The 22,226-nt window shown below is 63.1% G+C and carries 10 protein-coding genes; 9 read left to right on the forward strand and 1 reads right to left on the reverse strand.

Going from position 1 to position 22,226, the window contains the following annotated elements; translation table 11 throughout:
• Positions 1–46: 46 nt before the first annotated feature.
• A complete protein-coding gene (locus BMZ35_RS06165) occupies positions 47–1,291 on the reverse strand; it encodes a serine hydrolase domain-containing protein (RefSeq protein ID WP_093091864.1) in 1,245 nt (414 codons plus the stop codon).
• 221 nt (positions 1,292–1,512) lie between these two features.
• On the opposite strand from BMZ35_RS06165, the gene BMZ35_RS06170 reads away from it, so the two are divergent.
• From BMZ35_RS06170 to BMZ35_RS06210, 9 genes are all read left to right on the forward strand, one after another.
• Entirely contained in the window at positions 1,513–4,470 is a 2,958-nt protein-coding gene (locus tag BMZ35_RS06170) for a hypothetical protein (protein ID WP_093091866.1), read from the forward strand.
• Between the two features lie 91 nt (positions 4,471–4,561).
• The gene (locus BMZ35_RS06175; protein WP_242654702.1) at positions 4,562–5,386 is read left to right on the forward strand and encodes a glycosyltransferase family 2 protein; all 825 of its coding nucleotides are present in this window, start codon (positions 4,562–4,564) and stop codon (positions 5,384–5,386) included.
• Positions 5,383–6,750 (forward strand): oligosaccharide flippase family protein, encoded by a 1,368-nt coding sequence (locus BMZ35_RS06180; protein ID WP_093091868.1) that lies wholly within the window; start codon positions 5,383–5,385, stop codon positions 6,748–6,750. Before BMZ35_RS06175 ends, BMZ35_RS06180 begins: the two co-directional genes overlap by 4 nt.
• Before the next feature lie 118 nt (positions 6,751–6,868).
• On the forward strand, positions 6,869–13,279 hold the full coding sequence (locus BMZ35_RS06185; protein ID WP_278247130.1) for a type I polyketide synthase: 6,411 nt from the start codon (positions 6,869–6,871) through the stop codon (positions 13,277–13,279).
• Entirely contained in the window at positions 13,276–14,301 is a 1,026-nt protein-coding gene (locus tag BMZ35_RS06190) for a glycosyltransferase family 2 protein (protein WP_093091870.1), read from the forward strand. Before BMZ35_RS06185 ends, BMZ35_RS06190 begins: the two co-directional genes overlap by 4 nt.
• Positions 14,298–18,956, forward strand: a complete 4,659-nt coding sequence (locus BMZ35_RS06195) for a MupA/Atu3671 family FMN-dependent luciferase-like monooxygenase (RefSeq protein ID WP_242654703.1) — start codon at positions 14,298–14,300, stop codon at positions 18,954–18,956. The genes BMZ35_RS06190 and BMZ35_RS06195 overlap by 4 nt, the downstream gene beginning before the upstream one ends.
• Positions 18,953–19,684: a 4'-phosphopantetheinyl transferase family protein gene (locus tag BMZ35_RS06200; protein WP_093091872.1), complete on the forward strand. Its 732-nt coding sequence runs from the start codon at positions 18,953–18,955 to the stop codon at positions 19,682–19,684. Before BMZ35_RS06195 ends, BMZ35_RS06200 begins: the two co-directional genes overlap by 4 nt.
• A 74-nt stretch (positions 19,685–19,758) precedes the next feature.
• Complete coding sequence (locus BMZ35_RS06205; protein WP_093091874.1) at positions 19,759–21,027, forward strand: GumC family protein; 1,269 nt, start codon at positions 19,759–19,761, stop codon at positions 21,025–21,027.
• A gap of 501 nt (positions 21,028–21,528) precedes the next feature.
• Positions 21,529–22,194: a sugar transferase gene (locus BMZ35_RS06210; RefSeq protein WP_093091876.1), complete on the forward strand. Its 666-nt coding sequence runs from the start codon at positions 21,529–21,531 to the stop codon at positions 22,192–22,194.
• The last annotated feature ends 32 nt before the right edge of the window (positions 22,195–22,226 follow it).

Here is a 22,226-nt window from a genome sequence, read left to right on the forward strand (position 1 = left end):
CTGTTGCGCAAGAGGCAGCCTAGGGCAGAATCAGCGGATCACGAAATCATCCTGCCAAGGCGGCATGCACCAGCGCCTTGAGCTGTGGGCGCGTGGGATAGGAGCTTGAGGGCGAAAGCTGGGTGAAGAACACGACCGAGAGCGCCTCGACCGGATCGAACCAGAAGAAGGTCGACGCCATGCCGCCCCAGCTGAAATCCCCAACGGAGCCTGGGCAGCGCGCGCGACCGGGATCAAGCACAACCGATCCGCCAAGGCCAAACCCCATGCCCTCCATGGGCTGTTCGGCAAAGCTTTCCGGCCCCATCGAGGCGATGTCGCCCGGAAGGTGGTTACGGGTCATGAAGTCAACGGTGCGCGGCCCCAAGAGGCGCAAATCACCCAAACGCCCGCCCCGGCGCAGCATCTCGGTAAAGCGCAAATAATCGTCGATGGTGCCGACCAACCCACCGCCGCCGGAATACATATCGGCATTGCGGAACGGCGATGTGCCGGGCGCATCGGTGAGGCGCAGCGTGTCGCCGCCCGTTTCGGCCGAGTTCAGGTCAAATGCGTCCCCTGCCAGCGGGGTGTAAAGCGCGGCAAAGCGCTCTTGGGTGCCCGGCATGACGGAAAAGCCGGTCTCATGCATGCCCAGCGGATCAAGGATTTCTTCGCGGAAGAAAGCATCCAGCGATTTGCCCGACACCACTTCGATCACGCGGCCCAGAATGTCGATGCCGACCGAATATTCCCAGCGCGTGCCCGGATGAAAGGCCAGCGGTAGGGCCGCGACCTTGTCCACCATTGCCGCAAGCGACCCTTGGTTGGGTTTGAACAGCATGTCTTCGGCGTCCATCGCCTGTGACAGGAGACCCGGGTTGAACGGATAGCTCAGCCCGCTGGTATGGGTCGCAAGGTGGTGCAGGGTCGGGGTGGCGCAGGGTTCGGTCTGATCCATCGTCGTCGCGCCGGGGATCAGGGCCTGACAATCGGCAAAGGCAGGGATGAAATCGGATACCGGTGCGTCAAGGTGGAACAGCCCACGTTCGGCCAGCATCATCAGGGCGACGGTCGTGATCGGCTTGGTCATGGAATAGATCCGCGCCACGGTATCGCGTTCGAACGGCAGGCCGGTGTCGAGATCGCGCAGTCCGGTGGCATGGTCGAACACCACATCTCCATCCCGCGCAACCAAAAGCGAATTGCCCGCATATTTGCGATCCGCGACCAACGCATCCATCCAGACGCGGATACGCTCTAGCCGCTCTGTGTCAAAGCCCTTGGTTGCAGGATCTGCCGTACCGATCATCGTGCCCTCTCCCGTTAGCGCGCTTGTCCTCCGGCCCTCAGACTGCCCGCTGGGAAGGCCCTCGAACAAGGCGGTAAGAATACGTAGTTTTTTGCCACGCGCCGTGAAATCCGACAGATTGTCACCCGCTTGGGCCAGGAAATGGTGTGATTTCAACGCAACCCTTGGAACACCCGGCGGAATCGCCACATAGTTGGACAAGCCTGCAGCGGGGAGACAACATGCGATTGATTGGCGGCATTCTGGCGATGTGCCTTGCCTTGAGTGGGGCAGCGCAGGCCGAGACGCTCAAGGTCTATGTCTACGGTAACAGCCTGATCCACCACCTGACCGACAGTGACGAAACCACGGCGCCGCACTGGATCGCCAAGATCGCAGCGGCGGCGGGCAACGATTTTGCGCTGGATGGACAATGGGGGTTCCTGCGCGATTTTGCCGGGTCGGAGCGTGCCAAGGCGAATTGGCGGTTCAAGGAAGTGCCGCGCGCGTGGACGCGCCAGTATCGTAATTATGGAGATGTGGGCTGGGACGTGATCATGATCAACCCGGCGAACTTCATCCAGTACCAGGCGCCGGACAAACCCTATGACGGCAAAAATGACGACGGATCGTCGCCGCTGTCGGCGATGCTGACGGTGATCGACCGGGCCAGGGCCGAGGCCGCGCCGGGGCGGTTCGTGATTTATGAAGGCTGGGCCGATATGGGGGGGTACGGGCGGTCCTTTCCGCCCTCGCAGCGGCAGATGCGCAAGTATTATCGCTATAATGCAGGGGAGTATCACGACTGGTATGAAGACTTCCTGTCGATGCTGCGGGCCGAGCGTCCGGCTGTACAGATTGACCTGATCCCGGTGGCAAGCACGCTAGCTGCGTTGCTGAATGGTGGTGTGCTGGATGGCATTCCGGCCGAGGCGCTCTATTCCGATGACGCGCCGCATGGCACGGCAACGCTCTATTTCCTTGCCGGGGCGATTACCTATGTTGGTTTATATGACGCGCCATTGCCGCAAGCGCTGAACCTGCCCGACTCGATCGACGCAACGGTGCGGGGTAAATACGGCGCGCTGCGTGACGAGATACACCGGCTTGTCCTGAACCGCTCCGAGGCCAGTGGGCGCAAGGTGGTGGTGCCGCCTACGGTCACCGCTGTGGCCTCCGAGCCGGGTACGGCCTTCCCGACCCCGGCCCTGCGCCCGGACCAACGCAGCGAGTCCGGTCTTGGCCTTGCCGATCCGGCGCTGGCGATGGGGTTGAGCGGCATTTCGGACTGGTCGACGCAACACCCGTTCATCGACCGTTTCAAGACGGCGCGGCCCTGGGTAGGGCATTTGCCGGGGCAGTGGGGGGGCGTGTCGACAGACGACCTGCTGGATCGCGGCTTGATGGACGAAGAGGGCTGGGTCTGGGGCATTCCCGAGGATATTGAAACAGTCGAAGCGCTGATCCTGACGGATCAGCCCGAAGCCGCGACCGGGCTGGCGGGGATGTACCGCGTCACATGGCAGGGAGCCGGAGAGCTGCGCATCACCGGACGCGCGCGGGTGGTGCGGCAACAGCCCGGCGAAATCTGGTTCGACTACACGCCCGGCGACGGGCCCGTGGGCCTGCGCATCGAGATGACGGACCCGGAGCGGGTCGGTGACTATATCCATGACATCGTGGTCGTGGCCGAGGATCACATCCCGCTTTACGAGGCCGGGGCGGTGTTCAATCCCGATTGGCTGGCCGTGGTCGACGACCTGCGCATGGTGCGCTTCATGAACTGGATGAAGACCAATGGGTCGACCATGGAAACATGGGCGGACCGCCCGCTGGTCAGCGATTTCACGTGGAGCTGGCGCGGGGTGCCGATGGAAATCATGGTGCGACTGGCCAACGAGGTCGGCGCCGATCCGTGGTTCTGCATGCCGCATCTGGCGGATGAAGATTACAACAAACGCTTTGCCGCCTATGTGCGCGACAACCTTGATCCGGGGCTCAAGGCGTATGTCGAATACTCCAATGAATTGTGGAACTGGGGCTTTCGACAGGCGCAATGGGCGCTCGCACAGGCCGAGGAACGCTGGGGCGCGAATGCTGCCGACGATGCGTGGATGCAATTTGCCGGTATGAAAGCGGGCGAGATGGGGCGCATCTGGGGCGAAGTGTTCGGCGCCGAGACCGACGCACGGCTGGTGCGCGTGGCAGCAACACACACGGATTGGCCGGGGTTGGAGAAGGGGCTGTTGCAGGCCCCGTTTTGGCAGAAAGAAGGCAATCCGGCACCAGTGACGTTTTTTGATGCCTATGCCGTCACAGGGTATTTCGGGGTCGAGCTGGGTATGGATGAGGGAGCGCCCAAGGTGATCGGCTGGCTGGAAGCGGCCGGGGCCAAGGCGCGCGTCGATGGGGAGGAGCGCGGGCTGAAACGGGCGGCGCTGGACGCCTATGTCGATGAACACCGTTACGACGGCGTTCACGCCAAGACAGCGGCAGCACTGCGCAAGGGCAGTCTCAACCATATCCTGACCAAGGCCCTGCCCTATCAGGCGCGGGTGGCCCGCGAAAACCGGCTGGCGCTGGTGATGTACGAAGGTGGCAGCCACGTGTCCGGCGTACTGGAGTGGGCCAATAACAGCGCCTTGACCGACTATTTCATTACCTTCAGCACAAGCGAGGAATTGGGCGAGATTTACCGCGAGTTGCTTCCGGCCTGGGCCGGGCTGGGCGGTCAGGCATTCAACGCCTTTACCGATGTGGGCCAGCCCAGCAAATGGGGTAGTTGGGGACACCTGCGCCACCTTTGGGACAAGACCCCGCGCCATGATGCCTTGATGGCCTATAACCAGCGCGGCCAGCATTGGGGCGCAGAACGTGCCAAGGGCGTCTTTCTGCATGGTGGCGTGTATATCGGGACGGATGGCGACGACCGCCTTACCGGCACCAAAAAGCGCGACGTGTTGATCGCCGGCTTGGGCAATGACACGCTTGTGGCACAAGGGGCGGGCGATCTTTTGCATGGCGGGCCGGGCGAGGATACCGTCCTTCTGCCGGGCGAGCGGCTCGACTATGCCTTTGATCGGTATCAGGGGCGTATCCGTGCGCTGGGGATCACGGGCGAGTACCTTTTGACCGAAATCGAGACCGTGGTTTTCGAAGCGGAACCGGATGTGGCTCTGCCTCTTGATGGGCTTTTGTGACACAGGGACGAGCGCTGGCGCAGTTTTCCCATGACGCCGGACTCCTGCCAATGCTAGGTTTTTTGCATAAAACAAGCAGGGCAGAGCAGCCGTGATCAGCATCATCATACCGGCCAACAACGAGGGTGCGCATATTGGCGCGTGTCTTGAGGCGGTGTTCGCGTCGGACGGTCCCGCGCGTGCGCAGGTGATCGTGGTCGCCAATGGCTGCAACGACGACACCGTGACCAAGGCACAGGCGTTTTTCGACGCGGCGGACGCGCGGGGGTGGCAGCTTGAGGTGTTGGACTTGCCCGCGGTGGGAAAAATGGGCGCGCTGAACGCGGGCGACGCCGGGGCGGCGCACGGCACGCGGGCCTATCTGGATGCGGATGTGATCGTCGATCCGGCCCTGTTTGGACAGATCGCCAAGGCGCTTGATACCGACGCGCCGCGCTATGCCAGCGGGCAATTGCGGTTGGCCAAGGCGCGCACATGGGCCACCCGTGCCTATGGGCGCATCTATGCGCGGGTGCCGTTCGTGACCCATGGTGTTCCCGGTGCGGGGCTGTTCGCGGTGAACGCAACGGGGCGCAGGCGCTGGGACAGCTTTCCGGCCATCATTTCCGACGATAGCTTCGTTCGGCTGAGTTTCGCGCCGGACGAACGCATCGGCGTGGCGGCAGGCTATGACTGGCCGCTGGTCGAGGGGTTTGGCAACCTCGTGCGCGTGCGGCGGCGGCAGAATGCCGGGGTTGCGGAAATCGAACGCGACCATCCCACGCTGCTGCAAAACGACGACAAGCCTTCGCTTGGGCTGGGCGGCCTTCTCGGGCTGGCGCTCTCTGACCCGCTCGGCTTTGCCGTCTATGCTGGGGTGGCTCTGATCGTGAAACTGACACCGGGCAAGGCCGCAGGCTGGGAGCGGGGAAGATGAGCCGGTTGCGCAACCTGACCCGTGGCGAAAACCTTGCCGCCCGGGCGATGCGGTCCTCGGCGCTGACCGTGCTGGGCTATGGCGGCTCACAGGCATTGCGGCTGGCGTCGAACCTGATCCTGACCCGGCTGCTGTTTCCCGAAGCCTTCGGTCTGATGAGCCTTGTCTGGGTCTTCCTGCAAGGTCTGTCGAATTTCTCGGACATGGGGGTGGCGCAATCCATCCTGCAATCCAAGCGCGGCGAGGAGAAGGATTTCCTTGATACTGCATGGACGGTGCAGGTGTTGCGCGGGCTGATCCTCTGGGCAGCGACATGGGCGCTTGCTGCACCGGTGGCGGCCTTCTATGACGCGCCTGAGCTGCGTGAACTGCTTCCGGTGGTGGGGCTGACGCTGTTCATCATGGGCCTGTTCCCGACCAAACGCGACAGCGCCAATCGCAGGCTGGTGCTGGGGCGGCTGACGGCCATCGACCTTGTCGCGCAGACCATCGGACTCGGGGCTGGCGTTCTTGTCGCATGGATGACCGGGTCGGTCTGGGCGCTTGTGGTCAGCGCAGTTGTGACCAACCTCATGCAGCTGGCGTTTTACACTATCTTCCTGCCCGGCGCGCTCAACAAACCGCGCTGGGAACCGAAAGCTGCACATGAGCTGATCCATTTCGGCAAGTGGATTTTCCTGTCCACGGCAGCTGGCTTCCTGCTCAGCCAGGGGGACAAGATCGTTCTGGGCAAGTACCTCAGCCTCGGGGCGCTGGGGGTTTATAATATCGGCTATTTCCTCGCCTCATTCCCGCTGCTTTTGGGCGGCATGGTGGTGCGTCGGATCATGATCCCGATCTATCGTGAAAAGCCCCCGTCCGGAAGCGCGGCCAATGTCGCCAACCTTCACCGGATGCGGATGATGCTCTCGGGCGGATTGTTTGCGCTCTTGTTCGGGTTTGCCATGCTGGGGGTGTGGCTGGTGCTGGTTCTTTATGATCCGCGCTATGAACTGGCCGGGGGTGTCGTTGTGCTTCTTGCGCTGATGCAGATCCCGCAACTGATCGCGCTGACCTATGACAATGCGGCCCTTGCAGCCGGGGATTCGCGCGGGTTCTTCGTGTTGGCGGCAACCCGCGCCGGCCTGATGATGGCCGGGTTGTTGATTGGAGCGAGCCAGTGGGGCTTGACCGGCGCGTTGCTGGGACAGGGGACCGCGATGGTGCTCGCCTATCCCGTGGTTGTCTGGCTGGCGCGGCGCCACGGGGCGTGGGATTCGCGCCACGACGCGCTTTTCTGGGCCTTGGGGGTCGGAATTGCAGCCCTGTCGCTTTGGCTCAACTTCAGCGCAATTCAGGGGCTAACCGCCCTCAATTTGCCCTGATTTGACCTTTGTACCGGGCGTTTCGCGGCGTATCTTCGAGATCAAGAATATTTCCCGGTGCAGCACACCGGAGCAATTGTGGCGCAGTTTTGACAACAGGTTGTGAGCGTTGAGTAACGTGGTCGGTGACATAAACGAGACGGATATTGCCATTGTGGGCATGGCGGCCCACCTTCCCGGTGCGCCGGGGATCGAGACCTATTGGCAAAACCTGCGCGACGGAATCGAGTCGATCACGCGGCTGAGCGAGACCGACTTGCAGGCCAATGGCGAAAGCCCGGCCCGCATGAAGCACCGCAACTACGTGCCCGCCGCCGCGATGCTGGACGGGTTTGCCGATTTCGATGCTGACTTCTTTGGCCTGTCGCCGAAAGAAGCGGCAATCATGGATCCGCAGCACCGCCAGTTTCTCGAGGTGAGCTGGGAGGCGCTGGAGAATGCCGGACACATGCCGGAGCATTTCGACGGGCCGATCGGAGTATTCGCGGGCTGCGGCATGGGCAGCTATTTCTACTTCAACATCTGTTCGAACCGCGATCTGGTCGAGTCGACCGGCATGTTCCTGTTGCGCCACACCGGGAACGACAAGGATTTCATGTCCACCCGGCTGAGCCACATCCTTGATCTCAAGGGGCCAAGCCTCGGCCTGCAAACGGCCTGTTCGACGTCGCTGGTGGCGGTGCATTACGCGACGCAGGCCATTCTGAACGGCGAATGCGACATGGCGCTGGCGGGCGGCGTGACCATCGAGTTGCCGCATGGGCGGGGATATGTGTTCGAGGACGGAGAAATCCTGTCGCCGGACGGGCATTGCCACGCCTTTGACCACCGCGCGCAGGGCACGGTGTTCGGGTCTGGCGCGGGTGTCGTGGTGCTGCGACGACTGAAAGATGCCGTGGCGGATGGCGATCACATCTGGGCGGTGATCAAGGGATCGGCGGTCAACAATGACGGCTCGGCCAAGGCCGGGTATCTGGCGCCCTCGGTGGATGGACAGGCAGCGGCGGTGGCCGATGCGCTGGCAATTGCCGATGTGCCAGCGGACACGGTGGATTATGTCGAATGCCATGGCACCGGCACCTATCTCGGCGACCCGATCGAGGTCGCCGCGCTGACCGAGGCGTTCCGCGAAACCACCAAAGACACCGGGTTCTGCCGGATCGGGTCGGTGAAGACCAATATCGGGCATCTCGATACGGCGGCCGGGGCCGCGAGCCTGATCAAGACGTCGCTGGCGCTGCATCACAAGCAGATGCCCCCGTCGCTGGGCTATGAGGCACCGAACCCGGCGATCGATTTTGAAAACAGCCCGTTCCGGGTGAATGACACGCTGACCGAGTGGACGACCCGCAACGGACCGCGCCGCGCCGGGGTGAACTCGTTGGGGGTAGGTGGCACCAATGCGCATGTGATCGTCGAAGAAGCCCCTGCCCGCCCTGCATCAGAACAATCGGACTGGCCGTTCCAACTGCTCGTGGTTTCGGGCCGGTCCAACAAGGCGCTGGATGCAAATGCATCGCGCCTTGCCCAACATCTGCGTGCCCATCCCGAACAGCCGTTGGAGGACGTCGCCCATACGCTCCTGAATGGTCGGCGCGCGTTCGAGAAACGCCGGTTGGTGGTGGCCGAGAGCCACGAAGAGGCCGCCGACCTGCTGGAAAGCGGCAATCCGCGCCGCGTGTTCACCCATGCCGCCGACATCGACTCGCCGGAAATGGTGTTCATGTTCCCCGGCGGCGGGGCGCAATATGTCGGCATGGGGCGCGACCTTTACGAAACCGAGCCAGTGTTCCAAGAGTGGATGGATCGCGGGTTCGACGTGCTGGCAGGCAAGGGGGGCGAAGACCTCCGCGCTCTGTGGCTGGCCGAGGGCGAGGAAGCCTCGCACAAGGCTGAGGAGCGGCTCAAGCAGCCCTCACTGCAACTGCCGCTGATCATGATGGTGGAATATGCGCTGGCGCAGCTGTGGATCAGCTGGGGTGTGAAGCCCGGCGCACTGGTCGGACATTCCATGGGCGAAAACACCGCCGCCTGCATTGCCGGGGTCATGTCGTTCGAAGACTGTCTTGGTCTGGTCCAGCTGCGCGGGCAGCTTTTTGACACGGTGCCGCCGGGTGGGATGCTTTCGGTGCCGCTGCCATTGGCCGAGGTCCAGCCCCATCTGAGCGAAGATTGCGACATTGCGTCGGTGAATGCCCCTACCCTGACGGTCATCTCTGGCCCCGATGCGGCGCTGGCCGCGCTCGCCGAGCGGCTTGCCGCCGAAGAGGTCGAAACCCAGCGGGTGCCGATCAACATCGCCGCCCACTCGCGGATCCTGGACCCGATCCTTGAACGGTTTGGAGCCTACCTGCGGTCGATCCCGCTTCAAGCGCCGCGCCTGCCGATCATCTCGAACCGCACCGGCGCGGCCTTGCTCGAAAGCGAGGCGACGGACCCGGAATACTGGGTACAGCATCTGCGCAACACGGTGCTGTTTGCCGACGACATCACCACGCTGGCGCAGAACAGCGCGCGCGTGTATCTCGAAGTGGGGCCGGGCAAGGCCCTGTCTTCGCTGGTGAAAATGCACGGGGGCGTCAAGCCGGACAAGGTACTGTCATCCCTGCGCCACCCCGAGGACGAGATGGCCGACGACGCCTATTTCCTGACCGTTCTGGGTCAGCTCTGGGCTTGCGGCGTCGCTGTGGATTTTGAACAATACTGGGGCGGTGTCCCACGGCAGAAGGTGGTTCTGCCGTCCTATGCGTTCCAGCGGTCGCGCTATTTCATAGAACCGGGCAAGTCCCGGATCGACGCGCCCGAAGACATCCTGATGCGGCTCGAGGACCGCGCGGACTGGACCTATGCCCCCGCCTGGAAACCGGCGCTGGCGGAATGCGAGATTGATGTCGAGACCGAGCTTGGCACCGCGCCGAAACACGCGTGGCTGATCTTTGCCGACGATGGCGGGACCGGGGCGGCGCTGGCCGCGCGGCTGCGGGTCGACGGACACGATGTCGTCACCGTCACCACCGGGGATGCCTTTGCCCAGATCGGACCGGACAGCTATATTCTGGCCCCCGAGCGCGGGCGCGACGGGTATGATGCGCTGGTGCAGGACCTGATGGGCCGGGGCCGTGTGCCGGACCGGATCCTGCATATGTGGCTGCTGACCGAGACGGAATCCCACCGCCCCGGTTCAAGCTTTTTCCACCGCAACCAGGAACAGGGCCTCATGAGCCTGTTCTTCTTGGCACAGGCCATCAGCGACGAAAACCTGCCCCGCCCGCTGCATATCACCACCATCAGTTCCGGTGCCGTGCAGGTCCGCGGCGAGGCGCTGCCCTACCCGGAGAAATCCACCGTGCTGGGGGCCGTGCAGGTGATCCCGCGCGAATTTCCGGGTGTGACCTGTGCCCTGCTGGACGTCACCCCACCCGACCGCAAGGGGCGCGATGCGCTGGCCCTGCGGCTGCTGGAAGACCTGATGGCGCCGCCGCGCGACCTGATCGGCGCACTGCGCGGCGAGAAACGGTTTGAACGCAGCTATCGCAAGGTGGCGCTGGATCAATCGGACGCGCCCACATGGGTGCAGGGCGGCACTTACCTGATCACTGGCGGGTTTGGCGGTATTGGCCTGACGTTGGCCGAGCGCGCCATTCGCGCGGCGGGCGCCAATATCGCGCTGCTGTCACGTGAAGGATTGCCCGAGCGCAGCGACTGGGAGCGCTATTTGAACGGCCACGGGCCGATGGATCGCACCGCGCGACGCATCCGGGCCGTGGAGCGGCTTGAAACGCTCGGCGGCGACGTGCTGTGCCTTGCCGCAGATGTCTGCAATATCGACGAGATGACCGAGGCTGTGAGCGCCGCAAAGACAGCGTTTGGCACCATCAATGGCGTGATCCATGCTGCCGGTGTGATCGACGATGGCCCGCTTCTGGCCAAGACCTCTGCCGGGATCGACGACGTGCTGGCGCCCAAACTGCATGGGGTGCAGGTGCTGGAAACCCTGTTCCCGGACGGAGCTTTGGACTGGCTGGCGCTGTTTGCCTCTTCGTCCACCGCGACCGCCCCTGCCGGACAGATCGACTATGTCGCTGCCAACGCCTATCTCAACGCCTATGCGCAGTCCCGTTTGGGCGACAAGACCCGCGTGCGCGCCATAAACTGGGGCCTGTGGGCCGAGGTCGGCATGGCCGCCGAAGCGGTCGCCGCGCGAAGTGGCGAAGTGCTCGAAGTACCCTTCGAGCCGATTGGCGTACCTTTGCTGGATGCGGCCGGTTTCGACAAAGCGGGTGCGCGGGTCTTCACTGCGCGCTATGACACGACCCGCTGGGTGCTGGATGAACATCGCACCAAGGACGGTCAGGCCGTCATGCCGGGCACGGGCTATGTCGAACTTGCCTTCGAGGCGCTGGCCGCGCAGGGCGAAACCGATCCCTTCGAAATTCGCGATCTGCTGTTCCTGCGCCCACTGCAGGTTTCTGACACCGGCGAAACCGAGCTGCGGGCACGGCTGTTGCGCAGCGAAGAGGGCTACCGGTTCGAGGTCCAGACTGCCTGTCTGTTCGAGGGGCGCAAGGGATGGCAGACCCATGCCGAGGCGCGACTTGTTCCGGTGCGTGCCGCCCAAACACCCCGGCTCGAAAATTGCGCGATCCTGGCGCGCTGTCCCGAGCGGCAATCGGGCGCGGGAATGGCGCTGAGCACACCGCAAGAGACACATCTCGACTTTGGTCCGCGCTGGAAAGTGCTGCGCGAAACGGCGATTGGAACCGGCGAAGGGGTTGCGAGCCTGTCTCTCGATCCGGCCTTTGCCGGGGATGGGTGCGAGGTGCATCCCGGCCTTCTGGACATCGCAACGGGATGGGCGATGGATCTCATCCCCGGATACACGCCAAGTCATTTGTGGGTGCCGGTCGGCTATGGCGCCCTGCGCCTGTTGGCCCCGTTGCCGTCCGAAATCGTCAGCCATGTGCGCCTGTCCTCGGGCGATGGCGACACGGGCATGGCGAGCTTTGACGTCACCATTGCAGAACCAGACGAAACCGTATGTTGCGAAGTCAAAGGTCTGTCCATTCGCCGGGTGGAAACCGCTGCCGGATTTGCCCGCGCGCAGCCCCTGCGCAAAGGGGAAGTCACGTTTGACGAGGCGGACACGGCGCAGGCGCCGCTGTCCCCGGCAGAGGAACGGCTGGCCTATAACCTGACGCAGGGCATACCACCCGAACAGGGAGCCGAGATGTTCGAAGCCGCGCTCGCTGCGCCGATGGCGCAGGTCGTGATCTCGTCCCTCGACCTGCCCGCGTTGATCGCACAGGCTGCGGCGGGCATGCGCGAAGAAGGCGGCGACGGGCAGGCCTTCGAGCGCCCCGAGCTGGACACGGATTACGTCGAACCGACAAACGACATCGAACGCACGCTGGCCGGTTTCTGGCAGGATCTTCTCGGCGTCGACAAGGTGGGCATCCGTGACAGTTTCTTCGACCTTGGCGGGCACTCTCTGATCGCGGTACGCCTGTTTGCGATGGTTAAGAAAGCCTATCGGATCGAATTCCCGATCTCGATCCTGTTCGAAGCCCCCACGGTTGAAAAATGCGCCGCCATGATCGCAGAACGGCTTGGACCGGACGCCCAAGGCGCCGACGACGGCGCGCCTGCGCCCGAGGCGGCGCCTGCCCGCCGGTTTACGCATCTCGTGCCGATGCATCAGGGCGAAGGCGGCCAGAAAACGCCGTTTTTCCTTGTGGCAGGCATGTTTGGAAACGTTCTGAACCTGCGCCACCTTGCCCATCTGATCGGCACCGATCGCCCTTTCTATGGGCTTCAGGCGCGCGGGCTGTTCGGTGACGAGGCCCCGCATGACACCCTTGTGCAGGCGGCGACAGACTACATAGCCGAGATGCGGCAGGTGCAGCCACACGGCCCCTATCTTCTCGGTGGATTTTCGGGTGGCGGCATCACCGCCTATGAAATCGCGCGCCAGCTCGAGGCGGACGGCGAAACCGTTTCGCTGGTGGCCATGCTCGACACACCCCTGCCGGTGCGCCGCCCGTTGTCCCGCGCGGACCGGATGAAAATCCAGATGCAGGAGCTGAAGGCCAAGGGCGCTGCCTATCCGCTGATCTGGGCGCGAAACCGGATCGCATGGGAGATCGGGAAACGACGCGCTCCCGAGGAAACCGGGCAAGAGGCGCAAGGCCAGCAATTCCATGATGCCGAGATCGAATCCGCCTTCCTGCAGGCCGTCGGGCGCTACGAGATGCATGGCTGGGATGGCAATCTCGTGCTGTTCCGTCCTCCACTGTCGGGCAAGTGGGACATGGGCGATGGCCGCCTTGTCGATCAGGACCGCGCCTATGTGTTCCATGACAATGACTGGGGCCAACACGTACCGGGCGTGCGCGTTTTCGAGGTGCCGGGCGACCATGACAGCATGGTTCTCGAACCCAATGTGCGCGTGCTCGCCGCGCGCATGAAAAAGGTGATCGCCGAGGCCGAGAAAGCCATGCCACCGGGCACGAGACGGGAGGCGGCCGAATGAAGAACCCGTCGCTGCTGACCATCATTCTGAACTACAAGACGCCCGAGATGACGCTTCAATCGGCCGAGGCTGCCCTGCGCGAGATGAAAGGGATCGACGGGCAGATCGTGGTTGTCGACAACGATAGCGGCGATGGGTCTTTCGAAACCATCCGGGCCGAGATCATCCGGCGCGGGTGGCCTGCCGACCGAATCGAAGTGATCCGATCCGGGGAGAATGGTGGCTTTGGCGCGGGCAACAATTTTGGCATCCGGCACGGATTCGCCACGCGCATTTTCGATTTCGTCTATATCCTCAATTCGGACGCCTTTCCCGACCCGGGCAGCATTCGCACCCTTTTGGATCACATGTGCCACACCCCGGAAACCGGGCTCGCCGGGAGCTATATCCATGGCCCCGACGGCGATCCGCACCTGACCGCCTTTCGATTTCCGTCGATCTGGGGCGAGCTTGAAGGCGCGGCGCGCGTGGGCGCGGTGAGCAAGATGTTGGAAAAGCACATTGTTCCCCTGCCGATCCCGTCCGTTACGACGCGAGTCGACTGGCTGGCAGGTGCGTCGATGATGATCCGGAGCAAGGTGCTCGAGCAGGTGGGCGCCTTTGACGAAACCTTTTTCCTCTATTTCGAAGAAACCGACCTTTGCCTGCGCGCTGCGCGTGCCGGGTGGTGCACCGATTATGTGCGCGCCAGCGAGGTGACACATATCGGGTCGGTTTCGACGGGCATGAAAACATGGACCCGGATGCCCCGCTACTGGTTCGACAGCCGCCTTTACTATTTCCGGCGCAACCATGGCGGGCTCTATGCCGGGGCCGCAACGCTGGCCCATGTTGTCGGCGGCCTCATCTGGCGGCTGCGCCGCCTGATCGGCGGGAAACCCCGTCGTGATCCCGACTGGTTCCTGTGGGACCTGATCGTGCACTACTGCAAGTTCTCTCTCAAACACCTACCGCGCGAACGTAACCAAATACCCACTTTTGCCCTTTTACCTGATCCCGCACGCGGGGGAGAGATGCCATGAGCCTTGATACGATTTCCGCAAATGCCCCGATGTCTGCCGTTTTCATCGGCAACGAAAGCCTTCTGATTCAATGCGCGACCCTCTGGCGGGATACCGGCGGCGGGATTGCCGCCATCGTGACCCGTTCTCCCGAGATCGCGGACTGGGCCCAGGATGCCGGATTGCCTGTGATCTCTTCGGACGCCGCCCTCGTTTCGGAACTTGGGCGCCTGCGGTTCGACTGGTTGTTGTCGGTGGCCAATCTCGACATGCTGCCCGAGGCGGTATTGCGCCTGCCTTCGCGGGGTGCGGTGAACTTTCACGACGGGCCGTTGCCGCGCTATGCGGGGCTGAATGCGCCGGTCTGGGCGCGCATCGCGCAGGAACCGCGCCACGGCATCACCTGGCACGTGATCGAACCCGGCGCCGACACGGGCGACATTCTCGTGCAGCGCATGTTCGACATAAGCCAGACCGACACGGCCCTCGCACTGAACACGAAATGCTATGCCGCCGCCATCGACAGCTTTCCCGAGGTTGTGCAGGCGCTTGCCGACGGAATGCCGGCACGGCGCGCACAAGACATAAGCCAGCGCAGCTATTTCGGGCGCGCCCATATGCCGGATGGCGCCGGGCGGCTGGATTTCCGCCGCGATGCGCAGGAACTGGTCGCGCTGGTGCGGGCGCTGGATCATGGCGATTACTTCAACCCGATCACCGCGCCCAAGATTGTCGCGGGGGGGCGTGTGCTGCTGGTGCGTTCGGCGGAACTGGCCGAAAGTGCCGGACGCGGAGAACCGGGCGCGGTGCTGGCCGTGTCCGACGACAATGTAACCGTGGCCTGTGGACGGGGCGCAGTTGTGCTTTCGGGGCTGAGTGATCAGACCGGCACTGCCGAGCAACCCGCGCATATCCTGCGCATGGGTGAACGCCTGCCGATGGCAGACCGCGCCGCCGCCGAAGCGCTGGCGCAAACCATGGGAAGCGCGGCGAAATCCGAACCCTTCTGGCGCAAGCGGCTGGAAGGTTTCGTGCCCGCGACGCTGCCGCTGATTGGTGCGGCGGGCGACTTGCCCGACATGCGCCGTTTGCCGGTTAATCTCAAGGGCGCGGATGGTTTGGCCGCGCTGGTGCTCTGGGCGCTGCGCTCCGGCGCGCCTGAAACCTGTGACATCGCCTATCGCGGCGCCGACGCGCCCCATTCCGCCGGGTATCTCAACGACTGGGTGCCGCTGCGCATGGATGCCGCGCTGCTGCATGATCCGGTGGATACGGCCCGTGCCGCAATCCGTACCGAGGCCGAAATCTGCGACAGGAATGGCAGCTTCGCCCGCGACCTGATCGCACGCGATCCGAAGCTGACCGCGCCCGCGATGCCCGATCTGGCGATCTGTTGTGACACCGGGCATGGTCCGCTTGAAGGTGCGGCCCTGTCCTTTGTTCTGGCGGACGAGTCGGCAACCCTGCACTATGATGCGGCGCGCGTGCCTTCCGAACATGCCGCGCGGCTCGTGGCGCGGTTGGAACTTCTGGCGGGCGCGATGGCTGACGAAGTCGCGGGCAAAGACCTGCCAATCCTGCCCGAGGCCGAACGTGCCGAGGTTCTGGAAAGCTGGAACGCGACCCAGACCGACTTTGATCCCGACTTCACCATGCAGGCCCAGTTCGAGGCGCAGGTGGCTAGGACGCCCGACGCCCCGGCACTGGTATTCGAGCATGACATCCTGAGCTACGCCGACCTGAACACGCGCGCCAACCGCGCCGCGCATGTGCTGCGCGACATGGGCGTGACGCGCGGCTCGCTCGTGGGGCTTTGTGCGCGGCGGTCGCCCGACCTCGTGGTCGGCGCGCTGGCGATCCTCAAGGCGGGCGGGGCCTATGTGCCGCTGGACCCGGCCTATCCGCAGGACCGGCTGGCGCATTACATTGCCGACTCGGGCTGCGGCGTGATTGTCTCGCAGGCAGCACTTGCCGCCGATCTTCCACCGCATCAGGCACAGTTGCTACAACTTGATACGGATATGCGCCTGAACATGGCGCCGGATGCAAATCCCGATCCGGTGAGCGCAGGCAGTGATCTGGCCTATCTGATTTACACATCTGGTTCGACCGGCACCCCGAAGGGCGTGATGGTGGAACATGGCAATGTGGCCAATTTCTTTGCCGGGATGGATGCGCGCATTCCCCATGCGGCGGGCGATACGTGGCTGGCCGTCACCTCGCTCAGCTTTGATATCTCGGTGCTCGAACTGTTCTGGACTTTGGCGCGCGGCTTCAAGCTGGTGTTGTCCGGTGACGAAACCTCGACCCAGATTTCCAATGGTCGCCTGCCCGCCGCTGCCGGGGGCATGGAATTCTCGATCTATTACTGGGGCAATGATGACGGGGTCGGATCGAAGAAATACGAAACCCTGCTGGAAGGCGCAAAATTCGCCGACGCGCACGGGTTCTGCGCCGTCTGGACGCCCGAACGCCATTTCCACGCCTTTGGCGGCCCCTACCCCAACCCGGCGGTGACCGGCGCCGCCGTGGCCGCCGTGACCAAACAGATCGGCGTGCGCGCCGGGTCCTGTGTGACGCCGCTGCACCACACCGCCCGCGTGGCCGAGGAATGGGCCGTGATCGACAACCTGACCGACGGACGCGCGGGGCTTGCCATTGCTGCAGGCTGGCAACCGGATGACTTTGTGCTGCGCCCGGAAAACACGCCGCCGCGCAACCGGGATGTCATGTTCGAACAGCTGGAGGAGTTGCGCAAACTCTGGCGCGGCGAAGAGGTGGAGTTTGCCCGCAAGGATGGCAGCAAGCATTCCGTTCTGACCCAACCGCGCCCCGTGTCCAAGGAACTGCCTGTCTGGGTGACAACCGCGGGCAACCCGGAAACATGGAAAGACGCCGGGCGGCGCGGCTGCAATGTGCTGACCCACCTGTTGGGCCAGAGCGTTGACGAAGTGGGCGCCAAGATCGCGCTGTATCACGATGCGCTGCGCGAGGCCGGGCACAACCCGGATGACTTCACCGTCACGCTGATGCTGCACAGCTTTTTGGCCGAGGATCGCGACACCGCGCGCGAGATTGCCCGCGAGCCGATGAAGGATTACCTGCGCAGTGCTGCCGGGCTCATCAAGTCCTACGCCTGGGCCTTCCCGGCTTTCAAACGGCCCAAGGGCGTGGACAACGCTTTTGAGCTCGACCTTGGCATCCTGTCGCCAGAGGAACTCGAGGAAATTCTCGACTTTGCCTTCCTGCGCTATTTCGAAGACAGCGGCCTCTTTGGCACGGTCGAAGACGCGCTCGACCGGGTGGAGCAGGTCAAGCGCATCGGTGTGACCGAGATTGCCTGCCTGATCGACTATGGCATTGCACCGGCAGATGTGTTGCAGGGGCTGCGCCCGCTGGCCGAGGTGCTCAAACGCGCCAACGAGGGCGGCGAACTGGACCCGTCCGACACCTCGATCGCGGCGCAGATGCTGCGTCACGAGGTCAGCCACCTGCAATGCACCCCGTCCATGGCGCGCATGATCGCCATGAACGACGAGGCCCGTTTTGCCCTTGGCGGCGTGAAACACCTGATGATCGGGGGCGAAGCGCTATCGGGCGCGCTGGTCTCGGACCTGAACGCCGCCACGCGGGCCGAGGTGCAGAACATGTACGGGCCCACGGAAACGACGATCTGGTCCACCTCGGCTTTGACCGATGCATCCGAGGGGGTCGCCAATATCGGCACACCCATCGTCAATACGCAAGCGTATGTTCTGGACGACGCGGGACGCCCCGTTCCGATCGGGGTTCCGGGCGAACTCCATATCGGGGGGGAAGGCGTCACGCGCGGCTATTGGCAGCGCGAGGAAATGACCGCCGACAGGTTCGTCGCCAACCCATTCGGTGAAGGGCGGCTTTACCGGACCGGGGATCTGGTGCGCTGGCGCGCTGACGGCAAACTCGATTTCCTTGGGCGGGCCGACCATCAGGTCAAGCTGCGCGGTTATCGGATTGAGCTGGGCGAGATCGAAACCCGGCTGGAAGAGATGACCGGCATCGATCAGGCGGTGGTGATCGCCCGCGAAGACACGCCCGGCGACGTGCGGCTTGTGGCCTATCTGCGCGGAGCGTCGGTGCCTGCGGACGCAGATATCCGTGCCGCGCTGCGCACAACCCTGCCCGAGTTCATGCGGCCCCAGCACTATGTCACGCTTGAAAGCTTCCCGTTGACGCCCAACAAGAAGGTGGATCGCAAGGCGCTGCCCGCACCCGAGGCGACCCGCAAGCTGTCGGTGCCTGAACCCAAGGCGGCCCCCGTGGTCGCCGCCACCGCCACCAACAGCGATCTCGCGCAGGTAGTGGCGGATGTCTGGGCGCATGTGCTGGGCGTGGGGCAGGTTTCGGCAACCGACAATTTCTTTGATCTTGGCGGACATTCTTTGCTGGCAGTACAGGCGCATCGCGAGATCAAGGCGCAAATCGGCGTTGACAGGCTGACCATCACCGACATTTTCCGCTTCCCGGTTCTGGGTGCGCTTGTCGGACGTCTCGAAGAGCTGACCGGCGGCGCCCGACCGACCGGCACCCCTGAAACTGCTCCGGCCGAGGAAGTGGCAGAACGCGCCACCGATCGCGCCGAGGCCATGTCGAAGCGGCGCGCCATGCGAGCACGGCGCCGGGCAGTTGCCAAATGATCCTGAACAACAACCACCTGAACCAACTGATCGAGCGCGGCATTTCCTGGGCGCCGGAGGGTGTTGGGATCGCAGTTACTGATCCGACCCTGCCCGCCTACCCGGTCTGGCCCCAAGAGGCCCCGGCGATTGCCCGCGCTATTCCGGCCCGGCGGCGCGAGTTCGCAGCAGGGCGCCATGCCGCGCGGCGCGCTATGGGATTGATCGGGGTCGCGCCCCGCGCGTTGCCCGGCGGTCAGAACCGTGCGCCGCAATGGCCCGCCGGGCTAACCGGATCCATCAGCCATGACGCCACGAGCTGTATCGCCCTGGTCACCCGGACCGACAGGTTTCGCGCGCTTGGCGTGGACGTCGAGCCGGACGCCCCTCTGCCCGAAGATCTCGTGCCGGAAATCTGTGTTTCAGCGGAACGCGCATGGCTTGAGACACAGCCCGTAGTGTCGCGTTACATGCTTGCGCGCAAGATTTTCTGCGCCAAGGAAGCCCTCTACAAGGCCCAGTTCCCGTTGACCCGCCTGCTTTTTGGTTTCGATGCCGTGCAGGTATTTCTGGATCCCGGACAGGACACCTTTACCGCCGTATTCCTGCGCACCGTCGGTCCCATCCGGGCAGGCAGCCGCCTGTCAGGCAGGGTCGGAAGCGCCGGCGGGCATGTGCTGGCCATGGTGTCGCTGGGGGTGCAAAACGGTTCACAAAACGCGGATTTCCCTGTTTCGGCCATTGGATAACCACATTCCCGCGCCACATTGACGGGAACAGAGCGTAAATAACGAGTCGCGCCACCGACTATTGAGGACCGGGCATGGACAAGATCCAGACACTTGGCGAAGTGCTGAGCATGCTCCGCAGGAGATTTTTTCTGTGGGCGTCGGTCATTGCGCTCGGCGTCCTTGTCTCTCTGACCTATGCGCTGAGCCTGCCACGCGAATACGAAACCTCTGCCACGATCCAGATCGAACAGCCCTCGATCCAGACCGGCGAAAGCTCTTCAGGGTCGATCAATGCGTCGATGCTGCAGAAACTGCAGATCGTCGAACAGCGCGTGATGGCGCGGGACAACCTTCTGACCATCATCAACAAATACGGTCTGTATCCGGGGCTGGCCGACGCGCAGAAGGTCGAACTTCTGCGGCGTTCGGCGCGTGTGCATCACATCACCAACCCGGATTTCCGCTGGCGTCAGGATATCAGCCCCTCGGCCCTGTTGGTTACCGTGCGCATGAACGATCCCGTTCTGGCCGCCAACGTCGCCAATGAGTTGGTCAACAACGTGCTGGCCGAGGAAGAGGCACGCCGTACCGCCCGCGTGCGCGAAACGCTGGCGTTCTTCGACGGCGAAGAGCGCCGGATCGGCGCAGCAATCTCGGTTCTTGAAGAACAGATCGCAGAGTTCAAACGCCGCAACGACGTGCTGTTGCCCGGCGGTCTCGAGGCTCTGCAAACCCGCTTGTCCAACCTTCAGCAATTGCAGCTTGAAGTCTCGCGCCAGATCGTTGCCTTGACAGAGATCGGCACCGGGTCGGAAAACTCGGTGCGGGCCCAGCGTGTGCGCCGGCTTGAGGAAGAGCGCGACGTCTACCAGGACGAAATCAACCGCATCGTCGCCCAGATCCGCGCCCTTCCCGGCATGGAACAGCAATTGTCCAAGCTGCAACGCCAGCTGCGCACGCTCGAAGACCAGTTCGCCGCGATCACAGTTGGCAAGTCCGAGGCGGAAATGAACCAGATGCTTGAAGCCAACAGCCAGTCCAACAGCTTTGCGGTTCTCGAAAAGGCGTTGCCGCCAGATTGGCCGATTGCGCCGTCACGCAAGAAAATCCTGGCCATGGGCGGACTGCTGAGCGGCGTGGTTGCGCTGGTTCTCGTTTTCCTTGCCGAGCTGCGCAGCCCGAAGATCTGGACGCGCTCGCAGCTTGAACGCCAGTTGGGCATGCGCGCGGTCGTGGCGATCCCCGTAATCGAAAGCAAACCAGAGCGCCGCAAGCGCTTTGTCAAAGCAGGATTGACCCTCACTGCGTTCGCAACCATGGTCGCCGCCCTTGCCGGGGTCATCCTGAAATTTGGACGCTAAGGCGCCACAATTCCGACGCAATTTGACGCGCGGATACATGAACTCCCCGAATCACTGCACACGTCCCGGCCAGCGGGGGACGCAATCCCGCCAGCCGCAGGAAACAATCTCGCAGACGAAGCGTGGACTATTTCTAAAACATGAATATTAGCGCGTGCTTTTGAGGCAGTTTTTTCGGCAATTTGGTCGCGCCCACAAATTGCCACAATTCAATCCGTTATTTTTCAGATACTTAGGGGAATATTCGAAAAATATATCGTAGATTTAAAAGAGAATGTGTCTAATCTATGTCCTTGGGTGGGCGCTTCTTGGATAGGAGCACTTAAGAAACTGAGTCACGACTGCTCGCGTGGACAAGCCCCTGCTGCCGGGGCGATTTCTGGAACAGTCACGGTCTGAACGACTGCACGCCTTTTGGGCGCGCGTTGGTTGCTTTTGGCCTGCTGAAATGACGGACCGGTTTCCCAAGCTGCACATCCAGGTTTTGTGGGGAAGAAGCCAATGGCGATTTATTCGCGCAAGGACTTTGAAAGAGCCTATTTGGCCGTGCCAGAGCGCACGGGGTTTTACCGCAGGTATTTCAAGCGCGCTTTCGACATCCTTTTCGTGCTGGCCATCGCGCTTCCGGTCGGTCTCATCATTGCGGTTCTGGCCATTGTCATTGCCCGGGACGGCACGTCTCCGATTTATCCTCAGGAACGTGTCGGGCTCAACGGCAAGCGCTTCAATATGCTTAAGCTGCGTTCGATGGTCCCTGATGCAGAGGCCAAGCTCGAAGTCTACCTGCGCGAAAATCCCGAGGCACGCCGGGAATGGGACGAGAAGCAGAAACTGCTCAACGACCCACGGATCACACCCATCGGCCGCCTGATCCGCAAGACGTCTCTGGACGAATTGCCGCAATTCTGGAACGTGCTGGTGGGAGACATGTCGGTGGTCGGACCGCGTCCGATGATGACCGAACAGGTAAGTCTTTATCCCGGAACCGCTTATTATGCGATGCGTCCGGGCATTACCGGGTTCTGGCAAATTGCTGAACGCAACGAATGCAGCTTTGCCGAACGCGCCCTGCACGATACCAACTATGACCGCGCCCTGTCCTTTGGCACCGATGTGGCCGTTGTGGCACGCACGGTGCTTGTTGTGGCCGTGGGCACCGGCGTCTGACCCTGCAAGACTGACACGCTCTGTTGCGCGCG

Source organism: Shimia aestuarii (assembly GCF_900114635.1).
GTDB lineage: Bacteria > Pseudomonadota > Alphaproteobacteria > Rhodobacterales > Rhodobacteraceae > Shimia > Shimia aestuarii.